Below are 14,803 nucleotides of genomic sequence, written 5' to 3' on the forward strand. Positions count from 1 at the left end.
GAGCGCTAGTCTGCACCGCCCGGTGTCTCGCCCGTGTTGGCCCCCGGCTCCCCGGCCACCTCGGCACCGCCGCGGCGGCGACGGCGGCGGGGTCGGGCGGGCTTGTCGGACTTGGCCTCGGGCGCCTGCTCCGGCCCGGACGACACCACCTCGGCGGTCACCGACGAGGTCGGTTCCTCGCCGACGTCCTTGCCGCCGCGCCTGCGGCGGCGCTTGCGCGGCCTGCTGTCGCCGTCGCCGTCCTCGTCGACCGCGGGCCTGCTGGCCGTCGCCTCGGCGGCCCGGACCCGGCTCGCGCCGGTGGCCCGCACCCGCCGCGACCGCGGCGCCGACGCACCCCGGCGCTTGCCGCCGAAGTCCTCCTCCGGCTCGGCGTCGAGGCCCGCGCGGGTGCGCTTGCCGATCGGCAGCCTGCCCGTGGAGCCCTCGGGGATGCCCAGGTCCGCGAACAGGTGGTCGGAGGTGGAGTAGGTCTCCACCGGCTCGGGCTTGCCCAGACCGAGCGCGTCGCTGATCGCCTTCCAGCGCGGCTCCTCGTCCCAGTCGACCAGGGTGACCGCCACGCCGGTCTTGCCCGCGCGGCCGGTGCGGCCGATGCGGTGGACGTAGGTCTTCTCGTCCTCCGGGCACTGGTAGTTGATGACGTGTGTGACATCGGTCACGTCGATGCCGCGCGCGGCGACGTCGGTGCAGACCAGGACGTCGACCTTGCCGGAGCGGAACGCGCGCAGCGCCTGCTCGCGGGCGCCCTGGCCGAGGTCGCCGTGCACCGCGCCCGCGGCGAACCCGCGCTCGGTGAGCTCGTCGGCGACCTTCTGCGCGGTCCGCTTGGTCCTGGCGAAGATCATCGTCAGGCCGCGGCCCTCGGCCTGCAGCGACCGGGCCACGACCTCGATCTTGTCCAGCGAGTGCGCCCGGTAGATGAACTGCTCGGTGCGCTCGTGCACGGCGCTGGCGTCGTTCTCCTCGGCCCGGATGTGCGTGGGCTGGGTGAGGAACGTGCGGGCCAGGGTGATGATCGGGCCGGGCATGGTGGCCGAGAACAGCATGGTCTGCCGCTGGTCGGGGACCATGCGCAGGATGCGCTCGATGTCGGGCAGGAAGCCCAGGTCGAGCATCTCGTCGGCCTCGTCGAGCACCAGGCCGCGGACCTTGCCCAGCACCAGGTGCTTCTGCTCGGCCAGGTCCAGCAGCCTGCCCGGGGTGCCGATGACGATGTCCACGCCCTTGCGCAGCGAGGCCACCTGCGGCTCGTACGGCCTGCCGCCGTAGATCGACAGGACCCGCACGCCGAGGTGCTTGCCCGCGTCCCGGATGTCGGCGGTGACCTGCAGGCACAGCTCGCGGGTCGGGACCACGACCAGGGCCTGCGGGGTGCCGTCGCCGGGGGTCTGGATGCGCTGCAGCAGCGGCACGCCGAAGCCCAGCGTCTTGCCGGTGCCGGTGCGGGCCTGACCGATCAGGTCCTCGCCCGCCAGCGCCAGCGGCAGCGTCAGCTCCTGGATGGCGAACGTGCGCTCGATGCCCGCGCCCGCCAGCGCCCGCACGATCTCCTCGCGGACTCCCAGCTCGGCGAACGTGGGCGCCTCGGGGTCGACCTGCGCGACCGCGGCCGCGGTCAGCGGGTGGGATGTGTCGTTCTCCGGCAGACCGGCCTCGCTGTGCTCCAGCGAGACGGGGTCCAGCTCCGGTGCGTTCTCGCGCGTGGCGGTGTCGCCGCCCGCGGTGTCTTCCTGCGTCAGGGTGATCAGCCTCTCTCGATACCAGCGCGCTCTGCCCTGGGGCCCTTTCGACCGCGCCGTCCGGCCCTGGAGCGCTACCTCCGGGCGGGGCGCGGGAGGGCCTCGTGAGGAAGGCGCGCACCCACTCTGCTCGGGCTGTGGGCTCCGGTGCCCACGAGGTGTTCCCCGAGGTCTCGCCATTGTCGCCGCCCGGGCCGCGGACCACCCGCCGTAGAGCGGTGGTGGGCCGGACGTCCTGGCGAGTCTACCCGCGACAGCGTCCGGATACGCTCCAACCATGGAGAACGCGGAGTCGGGAGTGTCCGGGGGCGCGCTTTCGGCGGGGGTGGTGGACCTGCTCGGCGTGCTCGCCTACGGCGAGTTGTCGGCATTCGACCGGCTGGCCGAGGACGCCAGGTCGGCGCCGACGGTGTCGGGTCGGGCCGCGCTCTCGGAGATGGCGGCGGCCGAGATGGCGCACTACGCGAAGATCGAGAAGTACCTGGCGGCGCACGGCGTGTTGATCGAGGACGCGATCGCGCCGTTCATCGCCCACATCGACACCTGGCACGCGTCGACCCCGCCCCGCTCGTGGCTGGAGTCGCTGGTCAAGGCCTACGTCGGCGACGGGTTGGCGGCCGACTTCTACCGCGAGATCGGCTCGTGGCTCGACGAGGACACCAAGCTGCTGGTGCTGGAGGTGCTGGCCGACACCGGGCACTCCAGCTTCGCCGAGCGGGAGGTGACCGCGGCCATCGAGCGCGACCGCACGGTCCGCGACCGGCTGGCGCTGTGGGGCAGGCGGCTGCTGGGCGAGGCGCTGACCCAGGCGCAGTACGTCGTGGCCGAGCGCGACGGGCTGGCCGAGCTGATCGTGGCGGGCACCGGCGACCTGTCCGGCATCGCCGCGCTGTTCCGCAGGCTCCAGCAGCAGCACGGCAAGCGGATGACCGCCCTGGGGCTCGGCTGAGGTGGCGGTCCCAGTTCGCGGTGGGTGAACGCGGGCGTGCCCGCGGGCCGAGTGCGCGGGTGCTCGACTAGCCTTCGGAGTCGACAGCTTTGGATTCGATGCCCGGAGGTCGGCGTGGAGGTCAAGATCGGTGTCGCGGACACCGCGCGGGAGCTCGTGCTCAACAGCTCGCTGACTCCTGACGAGGTCGAGGCCCTGGTCGCCGACGCGCTGAAGAACCCGCAGGGGCAGCTCAGCCTGGTCGACGACAAGGGCCGCCGGTTCGTGGTGCCCGCGGCCCGGGTGGCCTATGTGGAGATCGGCAGCGCCGACACCCGCAAGGTCGGCTTCGCGCCGTAACGCTTTCTCCCACCGCCCACCCCCTCGTCCCCGCCCGGCATCGTTCCCGACCTGGCGAGCCGACTTCGGCGGAGGCGTGGCGAGTGGACGCGGGCACGGGGAGCACCCGTGTGGACAGATGCGAGAGGCCCCGCACGCTCAGCGTGCGGGGCCTCTCGCGGTTCTCGATCAGTACGTGGGGAGGCTCGTGTCGATCTCGCGGGCCCAGCCCAGCACGCCGCCGCCGACGTGCACGGCGTCCTTGAAGCCCGCCTTGTGCAGCGCGGCGAGCGCCTCCGCCGAGCGCACGCCCGACTTGCAGTGCAGCACGATCTGCCGGTCCTGCGGCAGTTCCGCGAGGGCCTCGCCGGAGAGGATGCGGTCCTTGGGGATCAGCACCGAGCCCTCGATGCGCACGATCTCGTACTCGTGCGGCTCGCGGACGTCGACCAGCGCGAAGTCCTCGCCCCGGTCGAACTTGTCCTTGAGCTCGCGCGGGGTGATCGTGCTGCCCGCCGCGGCGGACTGCGCGTCGTCGCTGACCACGCCGCAGAACGCCTCGTAGTCGATCAGGCCCTCGATCGGCTTGGTCTCCGGGTCCTTGCGGATCTTGATGGTGCGGTACGACATCTCCAGCGCGTCGTAGACCATCAGGCGGCCCAGCAGCGGCTCGCCGATGCCGGTCAGCAGCTTGATCGCCTCGGTCACCATGACCGAGCCGATGGACGCGCAGAGCACGCCCAGCACGCCGCCCTCGGCGCAGGACGGGACCATCCCGGGCGGCGGCGGCTCGGGGTAGAGGTCGCGGTAGTTGAGGCCCTGCCCGTTGGGCGCGTCCTCCCAGAACACGCTGACCTGGCCCTCGAACCGGAAGATCGAGCCCCAGACGTACGGCTTGCCCAGCAGCACCGCGGCGTCGTTGACCAGGTACCGGGTGGCGAAGTTGTCCGTGCCGTCCAGGATCAGGTCGTAGTCGCGGAAGATGTCCAGCGCGTTGGTGGAGTTGAGGTGCTCCTGGTGCAGGACGACCGTGATCAGCGGGTTGATCTCGGCGATCGACTCCTTGGCCGAGACGGCCTTGGGCTTGCCGACGTCGGAGACCCCGTGGATGACCTGGCGCTGCAGGTTGGACTCGTCGACCACGTCGAAGTCCACGATCCCGAGCGTGCCCACCCCGGCGGCGGCCAGGTAGAGCAGCGCCGGGCTGCCCAGGCCACCCGCGCCGACCACCAGGACCTTGGCGTTCTTCAGGCGCTTCTGCCCGTCCACACCGACGTCCGGGATGATGAGGTGGCGGCTGTAGCGCTCGACCTCTTCCTTGGTCAGCTCCTGCGCCGGCTCGACGAGCGGCGGCAAACTGCCTGACATCGGCTCCTCCTCGAACACTGCTCGTGTTCAACCCATAGATGTGTGCCCGATTCTCCCCGCGTGCAACGCCCGGCTCCCAATCGCGGATTCCCGCCTCCCAGCATGCGGGACGGGATTGCCCACTGGCCGGTCGGTCAGCCCGCCGGGCGGGCCTGGGGGTTGGGCCACGGGTTGGGCTTGCAGACCAAGCCGTCGGACTTGACCGGGTCGGGGTTGCCCGCGGCCTTGTTGAGCTGGGAGACGTAGTCGTTGGCCACGCCGAAGCTCTGCTGCATCATCACCGGGGCCAGCGCGCCCGCCTGCGGGCAGCCGACGTGGCCGTTGCGGAAGGCGTGGCCGATCTCGTGGTTGAGCGCGTACTGCCGGTAGGTGAGGATGTCGCCGTCGAAGGCCACCGCGCCGCGCACCCAGCGGGCCAGGTTGATCACCACGCGCTTCTCGCTGGAGCGGTAGCAGGACGACTCGTACTTGATCGTGTAGCCGCACACGTCGTGCGTGGAGTCCGGGGTGGTCAGGCTCACCCGGAAGCTGGGGTTGGGGAAGTTCGGCTGCACCCGCTGCACGGAGATCTCGCCGAGGCCGGTCCAGCCGCGCGGGTCCGCCAGGGTCTGGTCGACCAGCCTGCCGAACGCCTCGTCGCCGCCGAACTGGGCCGCGTCGACGCCGTCCTCGATCTCGACGGTGTAGGTGTAGAACTTCGGGCCGCCGCCGACCTTGCCGGTCTCACCCGGCACGCCGTGCCAGGTGTGCGCGCCGCCCTGGGCGAACGCGCCGCCGTTGGGCAGTTCGGCGCTCGGGATGTTGAGGTCCGGGACCGGGGCGCGCTCGGTGACGTCCGGGGCGCCGGGTTCGCCCTCCGGGGCCTTGTCCACCTGGCTGCCCGTCACCGGGTCCGCGGCCGCCGCGACGGGCGGCGGCTGGGTCTTGTCGCCCGCGACCTGGAAGGCGACGAGCACCGTCACCGCGATCAGGACCGGGACGGCGTAGAGGCGCCAGCCGTAGGTGGCGACGAAGCCGCGCGCGTGGCGCTTCTCGGGCTGCTCCGGGCTCCACGAGGCGGCCAACGGCTCCGCGTCGGTGCGTCTGCCTCTCCGGTACCGGTCTTCGGACCGGCCTTCCGCTGCGGAGCGTGACGACCGGGTGGCCGTGTCCGGCTCGCCTTGCGTCATTCGGCTCACGCGCCCCAGGGTGCCACATCACCCAGCGGTTGTCCGGGCAGTGCAGCACCGACGCGCGCTCCGCCACACGGGCGGCTGACGGCCGGGCAGGGCTCACCGCGGGTCACCAGCGGTCCCCCGCTTCCCACAGCCCCAGCACCGCGCGGGCCACGGTCACCGGACGCTCCATCTGCGCGACGTGGCCGGTGCGCGGCAGCACGAGCAGCCGGGCGCGCGGGATCAGCTGGGCGGTGCGGGGCGCCTTGCGGACGGTCATGAGCTTGTCGTCGGCGCCCCAGACGACCAGGGTCGGCGCCTGCACGTCCGGCAGGCTCCGCCACAGCGAGCGCACGCCGGTGACGAACCAGGCCTTGAGCAGGCCGATCGTGCTGCTCGCGAGCGCGGGACCGGCCCAGGCCTGCCCGGCGCGCTCGGCGTATTCGGCGACGGCGGCCTCCAGCCTGCCGGGGGTGACCGAGTGCGGGTCGGCGTAGCAGAGGTTGAGCATCTGCATCGCGCGCTCACGCGGGGTGAGCGCGGCGAGCCTCTCGCGCACGGACCGGCCGACGACCGGCAGGAACGCCAGCGGGATCCGCCGGTCGGACACCCGGCGCACGCTGGGGCGCAGGTCCGGCACGGCCGGGGAGACCAGGGTGAGGGTGCGCACCAGGTCGGGGTGGCGGGCGGCGAGCAGCACGCAGATCGCCCCGCCCATGGAGTTGCCGAGCAGGTGGACCGGGCCCAGGTCGAGGCCGCGCAGCCAGGTGGCGAGCGCGTCGGCGTGCGCGCGCAGTTCGTAGGTGTAGCCGTCGGGCGGTTCGCTGCGGCCGAAGCCGGGCAGGTCGACGGCGATGCCCGGGGCGTGGCCCGCGAGGTTGGCGGCGAGGTCGGTCCAGTTGGTGGCCGAACCGCCGAGGCCGTGCACGTAGACGGCGGTGGCGTCGCCGGTCCCGGGCGTGCGGCGGACGTGCAACCGCAGGCCGGCGGACTCCACGACCTCGCCTGGCCACACCTCGATCTCGGGGGCGAGGGTGGGCAGCACCGCGTCCGAAAGGGGGACCCGGGTCAGCAGTGGGCGGGAGGTGGTTGCGACGTTCACCTAATAAGTGTGCCCCCGTTCGCCGGGGCTCACCGCAGTGTGGTCTGAGTCACATTGGATACTTGTCGTGGAGCACGCTCGTTAGGAGAACTGCCCCGAACGGGGATACCGGCGAGTACGGTCGTACCACCCGCGCGGGTTGGCGATCCTGGCCCGAAGAACGCAGTGAACGAGGGTGGAAACGCATGTCCGAGACGGTCCAGTCGAACGGCGCAGGCCGAGGCGCCAGACTCCCGCGCACCGCGCGGCGCGCCCAGCTGCTCGCCGCCGCCCAGGACGTGTTCGCGGCAAACGGCTACCACGCCGCGGGCATGGACGAGATCGCCGAGCGCGCGGGCGTCAGCAAGCCGGTGCTCTACCAGCACTTCCCCGGCAAGCTCGAGCTGTACATGGCGCTGCTGGACAAGCACGTCGACGAGCTGGTCCGCCGCGTGACCGAGGCGATGGACTCGACCACGGACAACAAGGTCCGGGTCCGCAACGCCGTGGGCGCCTACTTCGACTTCGTCGACGGCGAGAGCCAGGCGTTCCGCCTGGTGTTCGAGTCCGACCTGCGCGGCGAGCCCCTGGTGCAGGACGCGATCGAACGAGCCACCAGCGCCAGCGTCGACGCGATCACCGCGACCATCACCGCGGACGCCGGCCTGGACGAAACCCGCGCCCGCCTCCTGGCGGTCGGCCTGGTGGGCGTCAGCCAGGTGGCGGCTCGAGCCTGGCTCGCAGACAACCGCGCCCTCGCCAAGGAAGAAGCCATCACCCTCATCTCCACCCTCGCCTGGCGAGGCATCGGCGGCGGCTTCCCGCTGCACCCCCACGACTAGCCCCATTCCTCGACCTTGCCGCCATTCCCGACTTCTCCACGTCTTCCGAAGTTGCCCCCGGGCTCCTTCGGCGACCGCGGTGGTCGACACGGAATCCCTGCCAAGCCTCGAAATAGTCCATCTCGGTTCGAGGAGCAGGCAGCCCCGAACATCTGCCGCGCGCACACGATTCGCGTCCGACGCCGCGCCACCTCCCCGAAGCGGCTCCTGGAGCGAAAGCCGACGACACCGGGCTTGACCGAGGCACTCGGGGCGGATGTTCGACTTCAGTGGCCGTGCTCCCGCATCACGGCGGGGACGCCGCTGCCGTGCTGGTCATGAGCCTCCGTTCCGGCGTTGTTCCCCGAGAAGGCATCGCACCACCGACCTGAACGTCGAGGCCACCCGGCTCGGCGATGGAGGTCGCGTCGGCAGTGGCATCCCGACCCAGATCGGAAACCGGGACCGGTGAACCGCTCGTTCGGCTAAAGATCTACACGCTCACCACATTGTCTCGGCACCCATCAGCCTCTACTCCAGCGCCGCCGAATAGGCCCGCCAAGACGTCGCCACCCCTTCCCGAGAGGCCAGCCACCGACAAGCCAGAGCAGGGCCCACCCCACGCTCCCACGACCAGCCACTTTGTCGATCTTGCCGCCATTCCCGACTTCGGGAGTTGTCCACATCCACCGAGGTTGTCCACAGAGGCTTGTTCACGCCTCGGGATGATCACCCCGAAATAAGTGGCAGCGGCCCGTTTGAGAGAATTCAGTTACCACACCAAGTTCTCGAAAACGGATCACCTTCACGTATCATACCACCGGCCTTGCTCGAGGCCGTGTCGAGGAATTGTGCGCTCTGATCCGCGAAGCGACCGGAGAGTCGGTTCGTCGATGGCCGCCGGTTCCGGGTTTATACGGCTCTGTAGTGGTCACGTTGGCGTACTTGCGGCGGAATCGGGTTCAGGCGGAGTTGGCGGAAGCGTTCGAGGTGTCGCAGTCGACGATCAGCCGGGCGACCGCGGCGGTGACGCCATTGTTGGCCGGCGTGCTCGAACAGTGCGTTCCCACGGCCGACGACCTCGACGACCGCAGCTCTCACATCGTGGATGGAACACTGCTGCCGTGCTGGTCCTGGGCCTCCCGCCCGGAGTCGTTCTCCGGGAAACACCGCACAACCGGGCTCACGGTCCAGGTCGTGCGCACGCTGGACAGACGCTTGAGATGGGTGTCGGATCCGTTGCCGGGATCTCGAGACGACATCGTCGGCCTGAAAGCCTCACCGGTTCTCGACGGACGAGACCCCAGCATCCGGCTCGGCGACAATTCGCCATCCATTCCCGGACGGCCGACCACCGATAAACTGGAGCAGGGCTGTCCCCCCAGAGGAGGGCGGGGGCTGTGCTGGATCTGGGCGGGGTGGTCAACAGCGGTGAGGGGCCGGATTCGCTGGGCTGAGCGGCGGTCAAGCGGTGGTGAGGGAACGGATTCGCTGGGCGAGATCGGTTGGGTGTTCGCAGGGGAGCATGTGGCCCGCGCGCGGGTAGCGGACGAATTCGGCGCCGGGTAGGAGTTCCGCGATGGCGGCGGCGTGGGCGAGGGGCGTGATCTTGTCCGCCGTGCCGCACAGCACCTGGGTCGGGATGTCGGCGTAGGCGGCCAATGCCTTGTCCCGCAAGTGGTTGGTGACGATCTCCCGGCGCAGGGCGGCGATGGTGCGTGCGTGGCCGGCGGCCGCCTGGTCGGCTACCGAGCGGACGTCCGGCCACCGGTAGGTCTTGCCGAAGGCCAGCCACCGCAAGGCGATGAGGGTCGCGAAGGTCGGCAGGGGCTTGCGCTTGCGTGGCGCGGCAGGGGAGGTGCGGGTGGGTTTGTCCGCCAGGAAGCGCTTCACCAGGGGTTTGGGGAGGCCGAAGGTCACTGTGCCCATGTGACCGGCCGAAGTGGACACGAACACGGCCGCCGATACGCGCTGTGCCACCAGGTTCGGGTGTGACTCCGCCAGGGCCATCATCGCCATGCCGCCCATCGAGTGGCCGACGAGGACCAGGGGGCCGTCGGGGACGAGGGCGGTGATCAGTTCGGCCAGGTCCTCGCCGAGCCGGGTGATGGTCGCCGGGCCCGCGGTCGATTCACCGTGGCCACGCTGGTCGAACCGGATCACCCGAATCCCCGCCAGCGCGGGCACGACCCGGTCCCACACGCGGGAATCGCTGGTCCAACCGTGGACCAGCAGGACCGTGGGGCCGGGGCCGCCGGTGTCGTGGACGGACAGCCGCACGCCGTCGGAGGTGTCGAACACGGAGGGAAACTACCCCGCGGTAGCCAGGGCGCGCGCGGACGCCCGAGCCACCAGGCCCATCAGCACCTCCGCCACCTCGTCCGCGCGCTCGTAGTTGAGCATGTGCCCGGCCGCGGGGTAGATCCGCAGGTCCGCGTCCGGCAGGGCGCCTGCGATGGTCCGCGCGTCGGCCACCGTGCACAGGCGGTCGCGGGAGCCCGCCAGCACCGCGGTCGGCACACCCCGGTACGCGGACAGGGCGTGCAGCCGCTCGTGTTCGTCGAGGGCGTTGCGGAACTCGACCATGTTCGACGGGTTGCACCGGCCGACCTGCGCCGCCGTCGCGGCGATGTGCGCGCCGACCGGCGACCGGCCGAACACCAGCCACCGCACCCCCGGGCGCGCGTACCCGCTGAAGCGCCCCAGCAGCGTCGGTCGACGGGACTTCGCGATCCGCCTGTTCAGCCACCGCTCCGCGCGCAGAACCGGACCGGCGACCCGGCGCGGCAGGCCCAACGTCAGCCGGGACAGCCCGCCCGAGGTCGTCGCCACGAACGCGGCGCCTGCCACCCGGTCGGCCACGAGCCGGGGGTGCCGCTCGGCCAGCGCCATCAGCGTCATCCCGCCCAGCGAGTGCCCGCCCAGCACGACGGGACCGGTCGGCACGCGCGCGGCGATCACCTCCGCCAGGTCGTCGGCGACCCGCGCGATCGTCGCGCTCCCCGCGGGCGCCGCCCCGGAAGCCCCGTGACCGCGCAGGTCGAACCGCACCACCCGAACCCCGGACAGCCGCGCCACCACCGGGTCCCACGACGTGTGGTCCATCGTCCACCCGTGCACCAGGACGAGCGTCGCCGCGCCCGCGCCCTCCTCGACGACGTTCAACTCCACGCCGTCCCCCGTGCCGAGGCCGCTCATCGAGCGAGCAGCATCGAGCGGCGCCACAGGACCATCCCCGGCCCGCCGACCAGGTCGGCCTCGGTCAGGAACTTCATGATCCGCTCACCCCAGAACCGCATGGTCTCCTGGAAGTGCGGGTTCGCCTTGGCCGCCCGCCACGCCTGCTTGGGGTCCAGCCCCACCGCCCGGTACACCCCCGGGTTCACCAGGCTCAGCGCCACGAAGTACGACACGACCGCGGTCAGCAGCCGGTGGTAGCGCTTGGCGAGCCACCCCGCCTTGGCCATGCCCTGTGCGACCTCCTGCCGCGCGAAGGTGACGTGCCGGGCCTCCTCCAGCACGTGGATGCGGTTGACCATCCGGATCAGCGGTTGCAACCCGGGGTCGGCCATGTTCTCCCGCTGCATCCGGTCCAGCACTTCCTCGGCCACCAGGATCGCCGCGTACGCCGACGGGCCGCGGCCGAGCACCGGCAGCACCTTCGCCAACTGCTTGACCCACCCGCGCGGACCGTAGGCGGGGGCGCCGAAGCGCTTGCACGCCTTGCCGAACATGGTGGAGTGGCGGCACTCGTCGGCGATCTCGGCGAGCAGGTAGTGCACGTGGTCGGTGGTCGGGTCGTGCTTGTAGACCTGCTTGAGCAGCATCTGCATCAGCAGGACCTCGAAGAAGATGCCGGTGCTGGCGATGCTGGCGATCTCGTGCTTGCCCAGTTCGATCCGCTGCTCCGGCGTCATCCGGTCCCAGAGTTCGGTGCCGTACAGGGAGACGCGGTGCTCGGGGTGGAAGTGGAGGTCGGGCGGGATCGGCGCGTCCCAGTCGATATCGATGTCGGGGTCGTAGAACTTGTCCGCCGAGGACTTCAGCAACCGCCCCGCGGTCTTCTCCCGATCGGCTACCTTGGCTACCTGCATCGCGCGGCTCATCGACGGGATCACTCCTCCACGCGGGCGTCTCCGGCACGCGTAACTTCGAGTAACAGTTACTTCTGGTAGCATGAGTCGCATGGCCGATCGTGTCAAGCGACACAGTGACGACTCGACCGGGGACGCCCGGCGCGACCGCTGGAAGTCCCACCGCGCCGCGCGGCGCGAGGAGTTCGTGGCGGCGGCGCTGCGCGCGCTCGCCGAACACGGCCCGGATCTGGGCATGGAGCACGTGGCCGCCGAGGCCGGGGTGACCAAACCGGTGCTGTACCGGCACTTCACCGACAAGGCCGACCTGTTCCTGGCGCTGGGCCACCGCGGCACGGAGATCCTCTTCGAGCGGCTGATCCCGGCGATGAACCGGGAGGAGGCGCCGCTGCCGCGGATCCGCAAGAGCCTCGACGCGTTCTTCTCGATCATCGAGGAGTACCCGAACCTGTACCGGCTGCTGGTCCGCAGCACCTTCGCCGACCGGCGGATCGACTCCGACGTGGTCGCCGAGGACAAGGAGATCATCGCCAACGCGCTGTCCGCGCTGCTCGGCGACTACATGCGGGCGTACCAGATCGACTCCGGCGGCGCCGAGGTCTGGGGCCACGGCATCGTCGGCATGGTGCAGAACGTCGGCGAGTGGTGGCTGGAGCGGCGCACGATGAGCCGGGACGCGGTCGTGGAGTACCTGACCATGACCATCTGGGCGGCCATCGACGGCACCATGCGCGGCTACGGCGTCACCATCGACCCGCACAAACCCCTGGAAGTCAACAGGATCATCAAACTCGGCGGCGGCGACGCGGCCGCGGGCTGGTAGGAGCAGGCGATGAGCGACCACGCTGAAGACGGCTACTCCGGCGCCGCCACCCTGGTGGTCGGCGAGCGCGAGTTCGCGGTGACCGTGGAACTGCGCGGCCACTTCCAGCCGATCGACGGCTACTACCGCTGGTACGGCCGGATCGCGGCGGACCGGGAGCTGTCCGCGCAGGTCGGGGGCCGCAAGACCACGGCCGTGCTGCGCACCCCGCAGGGCGCGGCCACGGGCGAGCTGTCGGACCCGGACCCGTGGGACCGCTACCGGATCACCGGATCCAGCACCCCGCCCTTCATGGTCCAGACCAGTCTGGACGACCTGGAGCCCACCGGCGCCTAGCCGGGGCGCTGGGAAAAGATCAACAAAACGGGCCACGTGTCGTGCGGACGCTCGCCCTCCTCGGACAGGTAGCGTGCGCGCCCGTGAGAACACCGCCCCCGCCGCACGTGCGTGCCGCCTTCGGCGCCAAGAACGCCGAACCGGCGCTGATCGAGCACGGCCCGGTGTGGCGCTGCGACGACCTGGCCATGCGCCAGGCCGTCAACCCGGCCGAGGCGTCCTGGGTGGCCCAGACGCTCAACGAGCTGGACGTGCCGGACCTGCGGGTGGCCCGGCCGGTGCGCTCGTCCGACGGCCGCTACGTGGTCGGCGGCTGGGTCGCGTTCCGGTTCATCCCCGGCCACGCGGAACCCCGCTACGACGAGGTGATCTCCGCCTCCCTGCGGCTGCACAAGGCCACCGCGGACCTCAACCGCCCCCGCTTCCTCTCCGGCCGCGCGGACGTCTTCGCCATGGCCGACCGAGCGGCCTGGGGAGAGGACAAGAACCCCACCCTCGACCCGGACCTGGGCGGCAGACTTTTCGCCATCTACGCCGAGTCCCGCAAGGACATCACCCTCAAGTCCCAGGTAGTCCACGGCGACCTCTTCGGCAACGTCCTCTTCGACGGCGACGCGGCCCCGGGCATCATGGACTTCACCGCGTTCCACAGGCCCCCGGAGTGGGCGGCAGCGGTGGTCGTAGTAGACGCTATCGCCTGGGGCGGCGCCGACGACGCCATAGCCAAGCGCTGGGGTCACCTCCCGGAATGGCCCCAGGCACTACTACGGGCCCTGCTCTTCAGACTCGCCGTCCACGCCCTACACCCCAAATCAACCCCCCGCTCCATGCGCGGCTTGGAACACGCCAGCCAGGTAATCGGCCCGTTGCTGTAGATCCGAGCCCCACCCACCCAACGCCGAACTTCCTTGATCGCGAGTTGTCCCCATCCGCTGCATCCATCCACAGGATTTCGCGGTCTCTTTCCCAGTGCCCCAGTGCCGACAGGCTGGAGCAGGGCCAATGCCACTAAGTTAGGCGCTTCCGTTGGCGGGGCGGCGTGTTTCGATGGTTAATATGCTGCGTGGTGTAGCAAGGTTGGAGCGGTTTGTTGACGCGACCTCCATCGGTGTGTTGACCAGGTTTTTTACCGGGATTTGATGGATGAGGTCGTGTTGTCCACGGGTCATGGTGAGCGTCGGGTGTGGCCGCTTCCGGCGCGCGTGGTAGTGCATTACATGTTGGCGTTGTCGCTGCTCTTCGTGAATTCGCACGAGGAGGTGATACGCAAGTTGGTGAACGGGTTGCGTTCGTTGAGGACGTGACGGGGCGAGTGGCGGATTCCGACGATGTCGGCGATTTCGCAGGCCAGGAAACGTCCAGGCGAGGCACCGCGTCATCACCTCGATCATGGACGCCGAGATAGCCCAGGCCGTGGAGATCGCCTCACGCAACCAAGAACGCTGGGAGTTCGAACTCATACTCGACGAGATCGACGAGGCCCCCGACCGGCTCTCGTTCACACGAGCCATCCGACACGATCAATGAACTCCAAGAGTCCTCAGCCCACCCAGGCCATCTCGCACCTATCCCCACCCTGAGAAGGGGAAACCACTGCCCGCCGACGTGTGCCAGCCCAACCCCCACCGAACTCTTCGCGCCCCCGCCTTCTGCTCGATGGGGTGGAACGTCTTTGTGTGTGTGTGTGGGGGGGGGACGGACCTGCCAAGCTCGCCCGCGGGTGGGGTGGGCTTGCCCCTCCCACCGCTCTTCCCCACCGCAGGTTCGTAGGGGCCCTTGACCTCAAGGGGTCATCGCGCCACCGTGTTGACCAGCAGTTCGTTCAGCTTCTCGACGGGCTTGTACCAGCCGAGGGTCTGTCGGGGGCGGTCGTTGAGTTCGCGGGCCACGTCGTCGAGGTGGGCTTGGGAGTGGACCGAGAGGTCGGTTCCCTTGGGGAAATACTGTCGGAGAAGCCGGTTGGTGTTCTCGTTCGTCCTGCGTTGCCAGGGCGAGTGCGGGTCGCGGAAATAGACCGGCATTCCGGTGGCCGTGGTGAACGTGGCGTGGTCGGCCATCTCGCTGCCCTGGTCCCACGTGACCGATTTCCGGAGGAACTCGGGCAAGGTCTTCATCTT

16 protein-coding genes and 1 pseudogene are annotated in these 14,803 nt (G+C 70.3%); 9 read left to right on the top strand and 8 right to left on the bottom strand.

Going from position 1 to position 14,803, the window contains the following annotated elements; all coding sequences use genetic code 11:
• Window positions 1-5: 5 nt before the first annotated feature.
• Entirely contained in the window at window positions 6-1,922 is a 1,917-nt protein-coding gene (locus CLV40_RS32060) for a DEAD/DEAH box helicase (RefSeq protein ID WP_374065416.1), read from the bottom strand.
• 97 nt (window positions 1,923-2,019) lie between these two features.
• On the opposite strand from CLV40_RS32060, the gene CLV40_RS32065 reads away from it, so the two are divergent.
• Both CLV40_RS32065 and CLV40_RS32070 read left to right on the top strand, forming a co-directional pair.
• A complete protein-coding gene (locus CLV40_RS32065; protein ID WP_104482756.1) occupies window positions 2,020-2,691 on the top strand; it encodes a ferritin-like fold-containing protein in 672 nt (223 codons plus the stop codon).
• A 114-nt stretch (window positions 2,692-2,805) separates the two neighbouring features.
• Window positions 2,806-3,030 carry a DUF3107 domain-containing protein gene (locus CLV40_RS32070; RefSeq protein ID WP_104482757.1) on the top strand — a complete coding sequence of 75 codons (225 nt, stop codon included), beginning with the start codon at window positions 2,806-2,808 and terminating at the stop codon, window positions 3,028-3,030.
• Between the two features lie 168 nt (window positions 3,031-3,198).
• On the opposite strand, the gene moeZ is transcribed toward CLV40_RS32070, so the two are convergent.
• The 3 genes from moeZ to CLV40_RS32085 all read right to left on the bottom strand — a co-directional run bounded on the left by moeZ (window position 3,199) and on the right by CLV40_RS32085 (window position 6,633).
• The gene (gene moeZ / locus CLV40_RS32075; RefSeq protein WP_104482780.1) at window positions 3,199-4,377 is read right to left on the bottom strand and encodes an adenylyltransferase/sulfurtransferase MoeZ; all 1,179 of its coding nucleotides are present in this window, start codon (window positions 4,375-4,377) and stop codon (window positions 3,199-3,201) included.
• A gap of 134 nt (window positions 4,378-4,511) precedes the next feature.
• Complete coding sequence (locus CLV40_RS32080; protein ID WP_104482758.1) at window positions 4,512-5,546, bottom strand: DUF3152 domain-containing protein; 1,035 nt, start codon at window positions 5,544-5,546, stop codon at window positions 4,512-4,514.
• 112 nt (window positions 5,547-5,658) lie between these two features.
• Complete coding sequence (locus CLV40_RS32085; protein ID WP_104482759.1) at window positions 5,659-6,633, bottom strand: alpha/beta fold hydrolase; 975 nt, start codon at window positions 6,631-6,633, stop codon at window positions 5,659-5,661.
• A gap of 185 nt (window positions 6,634-6,818) precedes the next feature.
• Here CLV40_RS32085 and CLV40_RS32090 point away from each other — a divergent pair, with 185 nt between their 5' ends.
• Together CLV40_RS32090 and CLV40_RS32095 are read left to right on the top strand one after the other, a co-directional pair.
• Window positions 6,819-7,454 (top strand): TetR/AcrR family transcriptional regulator, encoded by a 636-nt coding sequence (locus CLV40_RS32090; RefSeq protein ID WP_104482760.1) that lies wholly within the window; start codon window positions 6,819-6,821, stop codon window positions 7,452-7,454.
• Window positions 7,455-8,360: 906 nt separating this feature from the next.
• Window positions 8,361-9,002 (top strand): transposase family protein, encoded by a 642-nt coding sequence (locus CLV40_RS32095; protein ID WP_181043870.1) that lies wholly within the window; start codon window positions 8,361-8,363, stop codon window positions 9,000-9,002.
• On the opposite strand, the gene CLV40_RS32100 is transcribed toward CLV40_RS32095, so the two are convergent.
• Genes CLV40_RS32100 through CLV40_RS32110 form a run of 3 tightly spaced genes read right to left on the bottom strand, consistent with a single transcriptional unit; the run spans window position 8,898 to window position 11,539 of the window.
• A complete protein-coding gene (locus tag CLV40_RS32100; protein WP_104482762.1) occupies window positions 8,898-9,734 on the bottom strand; it encodes an alpha/beta fold hydrolase in 837 nt (278 codons plus the stop codon). The genes CLV40_RS32095 and CLV40_RS32100 overlap by 105 nt on opposite strands.
• A 9-nt stretch (window positions 9,735-9,743) precedes the next feature.
• Window positions 9,744-10,631, bottom strand: a complete 888-nt coding sequence (locus CLV40_RS32105) for an alpha/beta fold hydrolase (RefSeq protein WP_104482763.1) — start codon at window positions 10,629-10,631, stop codon at window positions 9,744-9,746.
• Window positions 10,628-11,539, bottom strand: a complete 912-nt coding sequence (locus CLV40_RS32110; RefSeq protein WP_104482764.1) for an AurF N-oxygenase family protein — start codon at window positions 11,537-11,539, stop codon at window positions 10,628-10,630. The genes CLV40_RS32105 and CLV40_RS32110 overlap by 4 nt, the downstream gene beginning before the upstream one ends.
• A gap of 70 nt (window positions 11,540-11,609) precedes the next feature.
• Between CLV40_RS32110 and CLV40_RS32115 the strand changes: the two genes are divergently transcribed.
• The 5 genes and pseudogenes from CLV40_RS32115 (at window position 11,610) to CLV40_RS38510 (ending at window position 14,213) form a co-directional block, all read left to right on the top strand.
• A complete protein-coding gene (locus tag CLV40_RS32115) occupies window positions 11,610-12,350 on the top strand; it encodes a TetR/AcrR family transcriptional regulator (protein ID WP_104482765.1) in 741 nt (246 codons plus the stop codon).
• Window positions 12,351-12,359: 9 nt separating this feature from the next.
• Window positions 12,360-12,686: a DUF4873 domain-containing protein gene (locus CLV40_RS32120; RefSeq protein ID WP_104482766.1), complete on the top strand. Its 327-nt coding sequence runs from the start codon at window positions 12,360-12,362 to the stop codon at window positions 12,684-12,686.
• An 83-nt stretch (window positions 12,687-12,769) separates the two neighbouring features.
• Window positions 12,770-13,561 (top strand): TIGR02569 family protein, encoded by a 792-nt coding sequence (locus tag CLV40_RS32125; protein ID WP_245931693.1) that lies wholly within the window; start codon window positions 12,770-12,772, stop codon window positions 13,559-13,561.
• A gap of 249 nt (window positions 13,562-13,810) precedes the next feature.
• A pseudogene (locus CLV40_RS40940) lies at window positions 13,811-13,990 on the top strand (transposase domain-containing protein); the annotation flags it as partial.
• An 85-nt stretch (window positions 13,991-14,075) separates the two neighbouring features.
• Window positions 14,076-14,213, top strand: coding sequence for a hypothetical protein (locus CLV40_RS38510; protein WP_181043871.1), 138 nt, complete (start codon window positions 14,076-14,078; stop codon window positions 14,211-14,213).
• A gap of 263 nt (window positions 14,214-14,476) precedes the next feature.
• Here the strand turns inward: CLV40_RS38510 and CLV40_RS32135 are convergent.
• On the bottom strand, window positions 14,477-14,803 hold a 327-nt coding region (locus CLV40_RS32135; RefSeq protein WP_146108325.1), incomplete at its 5' end, for an IS30 family transposase.

Source organism: Actinokineospora auranticolor, assembly GCF_002934265.1.
GTDB classification, from domain to species: Bacteria; Actinomycetota; Actinomycetes; order Mycobacteriales; family Pseudonocardiaceae; genus Actinokineospora; species Actinokineospora auranticolor.

Coding starts and splice junctions, on each gene's coding strand:
- CLV40_RS32060 (WP_374065416.1), bottom strand. CDS start 1,922: ATGGCGAGACCTCGGGGAACACCTCGTGGGCACCGGAGCCCACAGCCC.
- CLV40_RS32065 (WP_104482756.1), top strand. CDS start 2,020: ATGGAGAACGCGGAGTCGGGAGTGTCCGGGGGCGCGCTTTCGGCGGGG.
- moeZ (WP_104482780.1), bottom strand. CDS start 4,377: ATGTCAGGCAGTTTGCCGCCGCTCGTCGAGCCGGCGCAGGAGCTGACC.
- CLV40_RS32080 (WP_104482758.1), bottom strand. CDS start 5,546: ATGACGCAAGGCGAGCCGGACACGGCCACCCGGTCGTCACGCTCCGCA.
- CLV40_RS32090 (WP_104482760.1), top strand. CDS start 6,819: ATGTCCGAGACGGTCCAGTCGAACGGCGCAGGCCGAGGCGCCAGACTC.
- CLV40_RS32105 (WP_104482763.1), bottom strand. CDS start 10,631: ATGAGCGGCCTCGGCACGGGGGACGGCGTGGAGTTGAACGTCGTCGAG.
- CLV40_RS32110 (WP_104482764.1), bottom strand. CDS start 11,539: ATGAGCCGCGCGATGCAGGTAGCCAAGGTAGCCGATCGGGAGAAGACC.
- CLV40_RS32115 (WP_104482765.1), top strand. CDS start 11,610: ATGAGTCGCATGGCCGATCGTGTCAAGCGACACAGTGACGACTCGACC.
- CLV40_RS32120 (WP_104482766.1), top strand. CDS start 12,360: ATGAGCGACCACGCTGAAGACGGCTACTCCGGCGCCGCCACCCTGGTG.
- CLV40_RS38510 (WP_181043871.1), top strand. CDS start 14,076: ATGGACGCCGAGATAGCCCAGGCCGTGGAGATCGCCTCACGCAACCAA.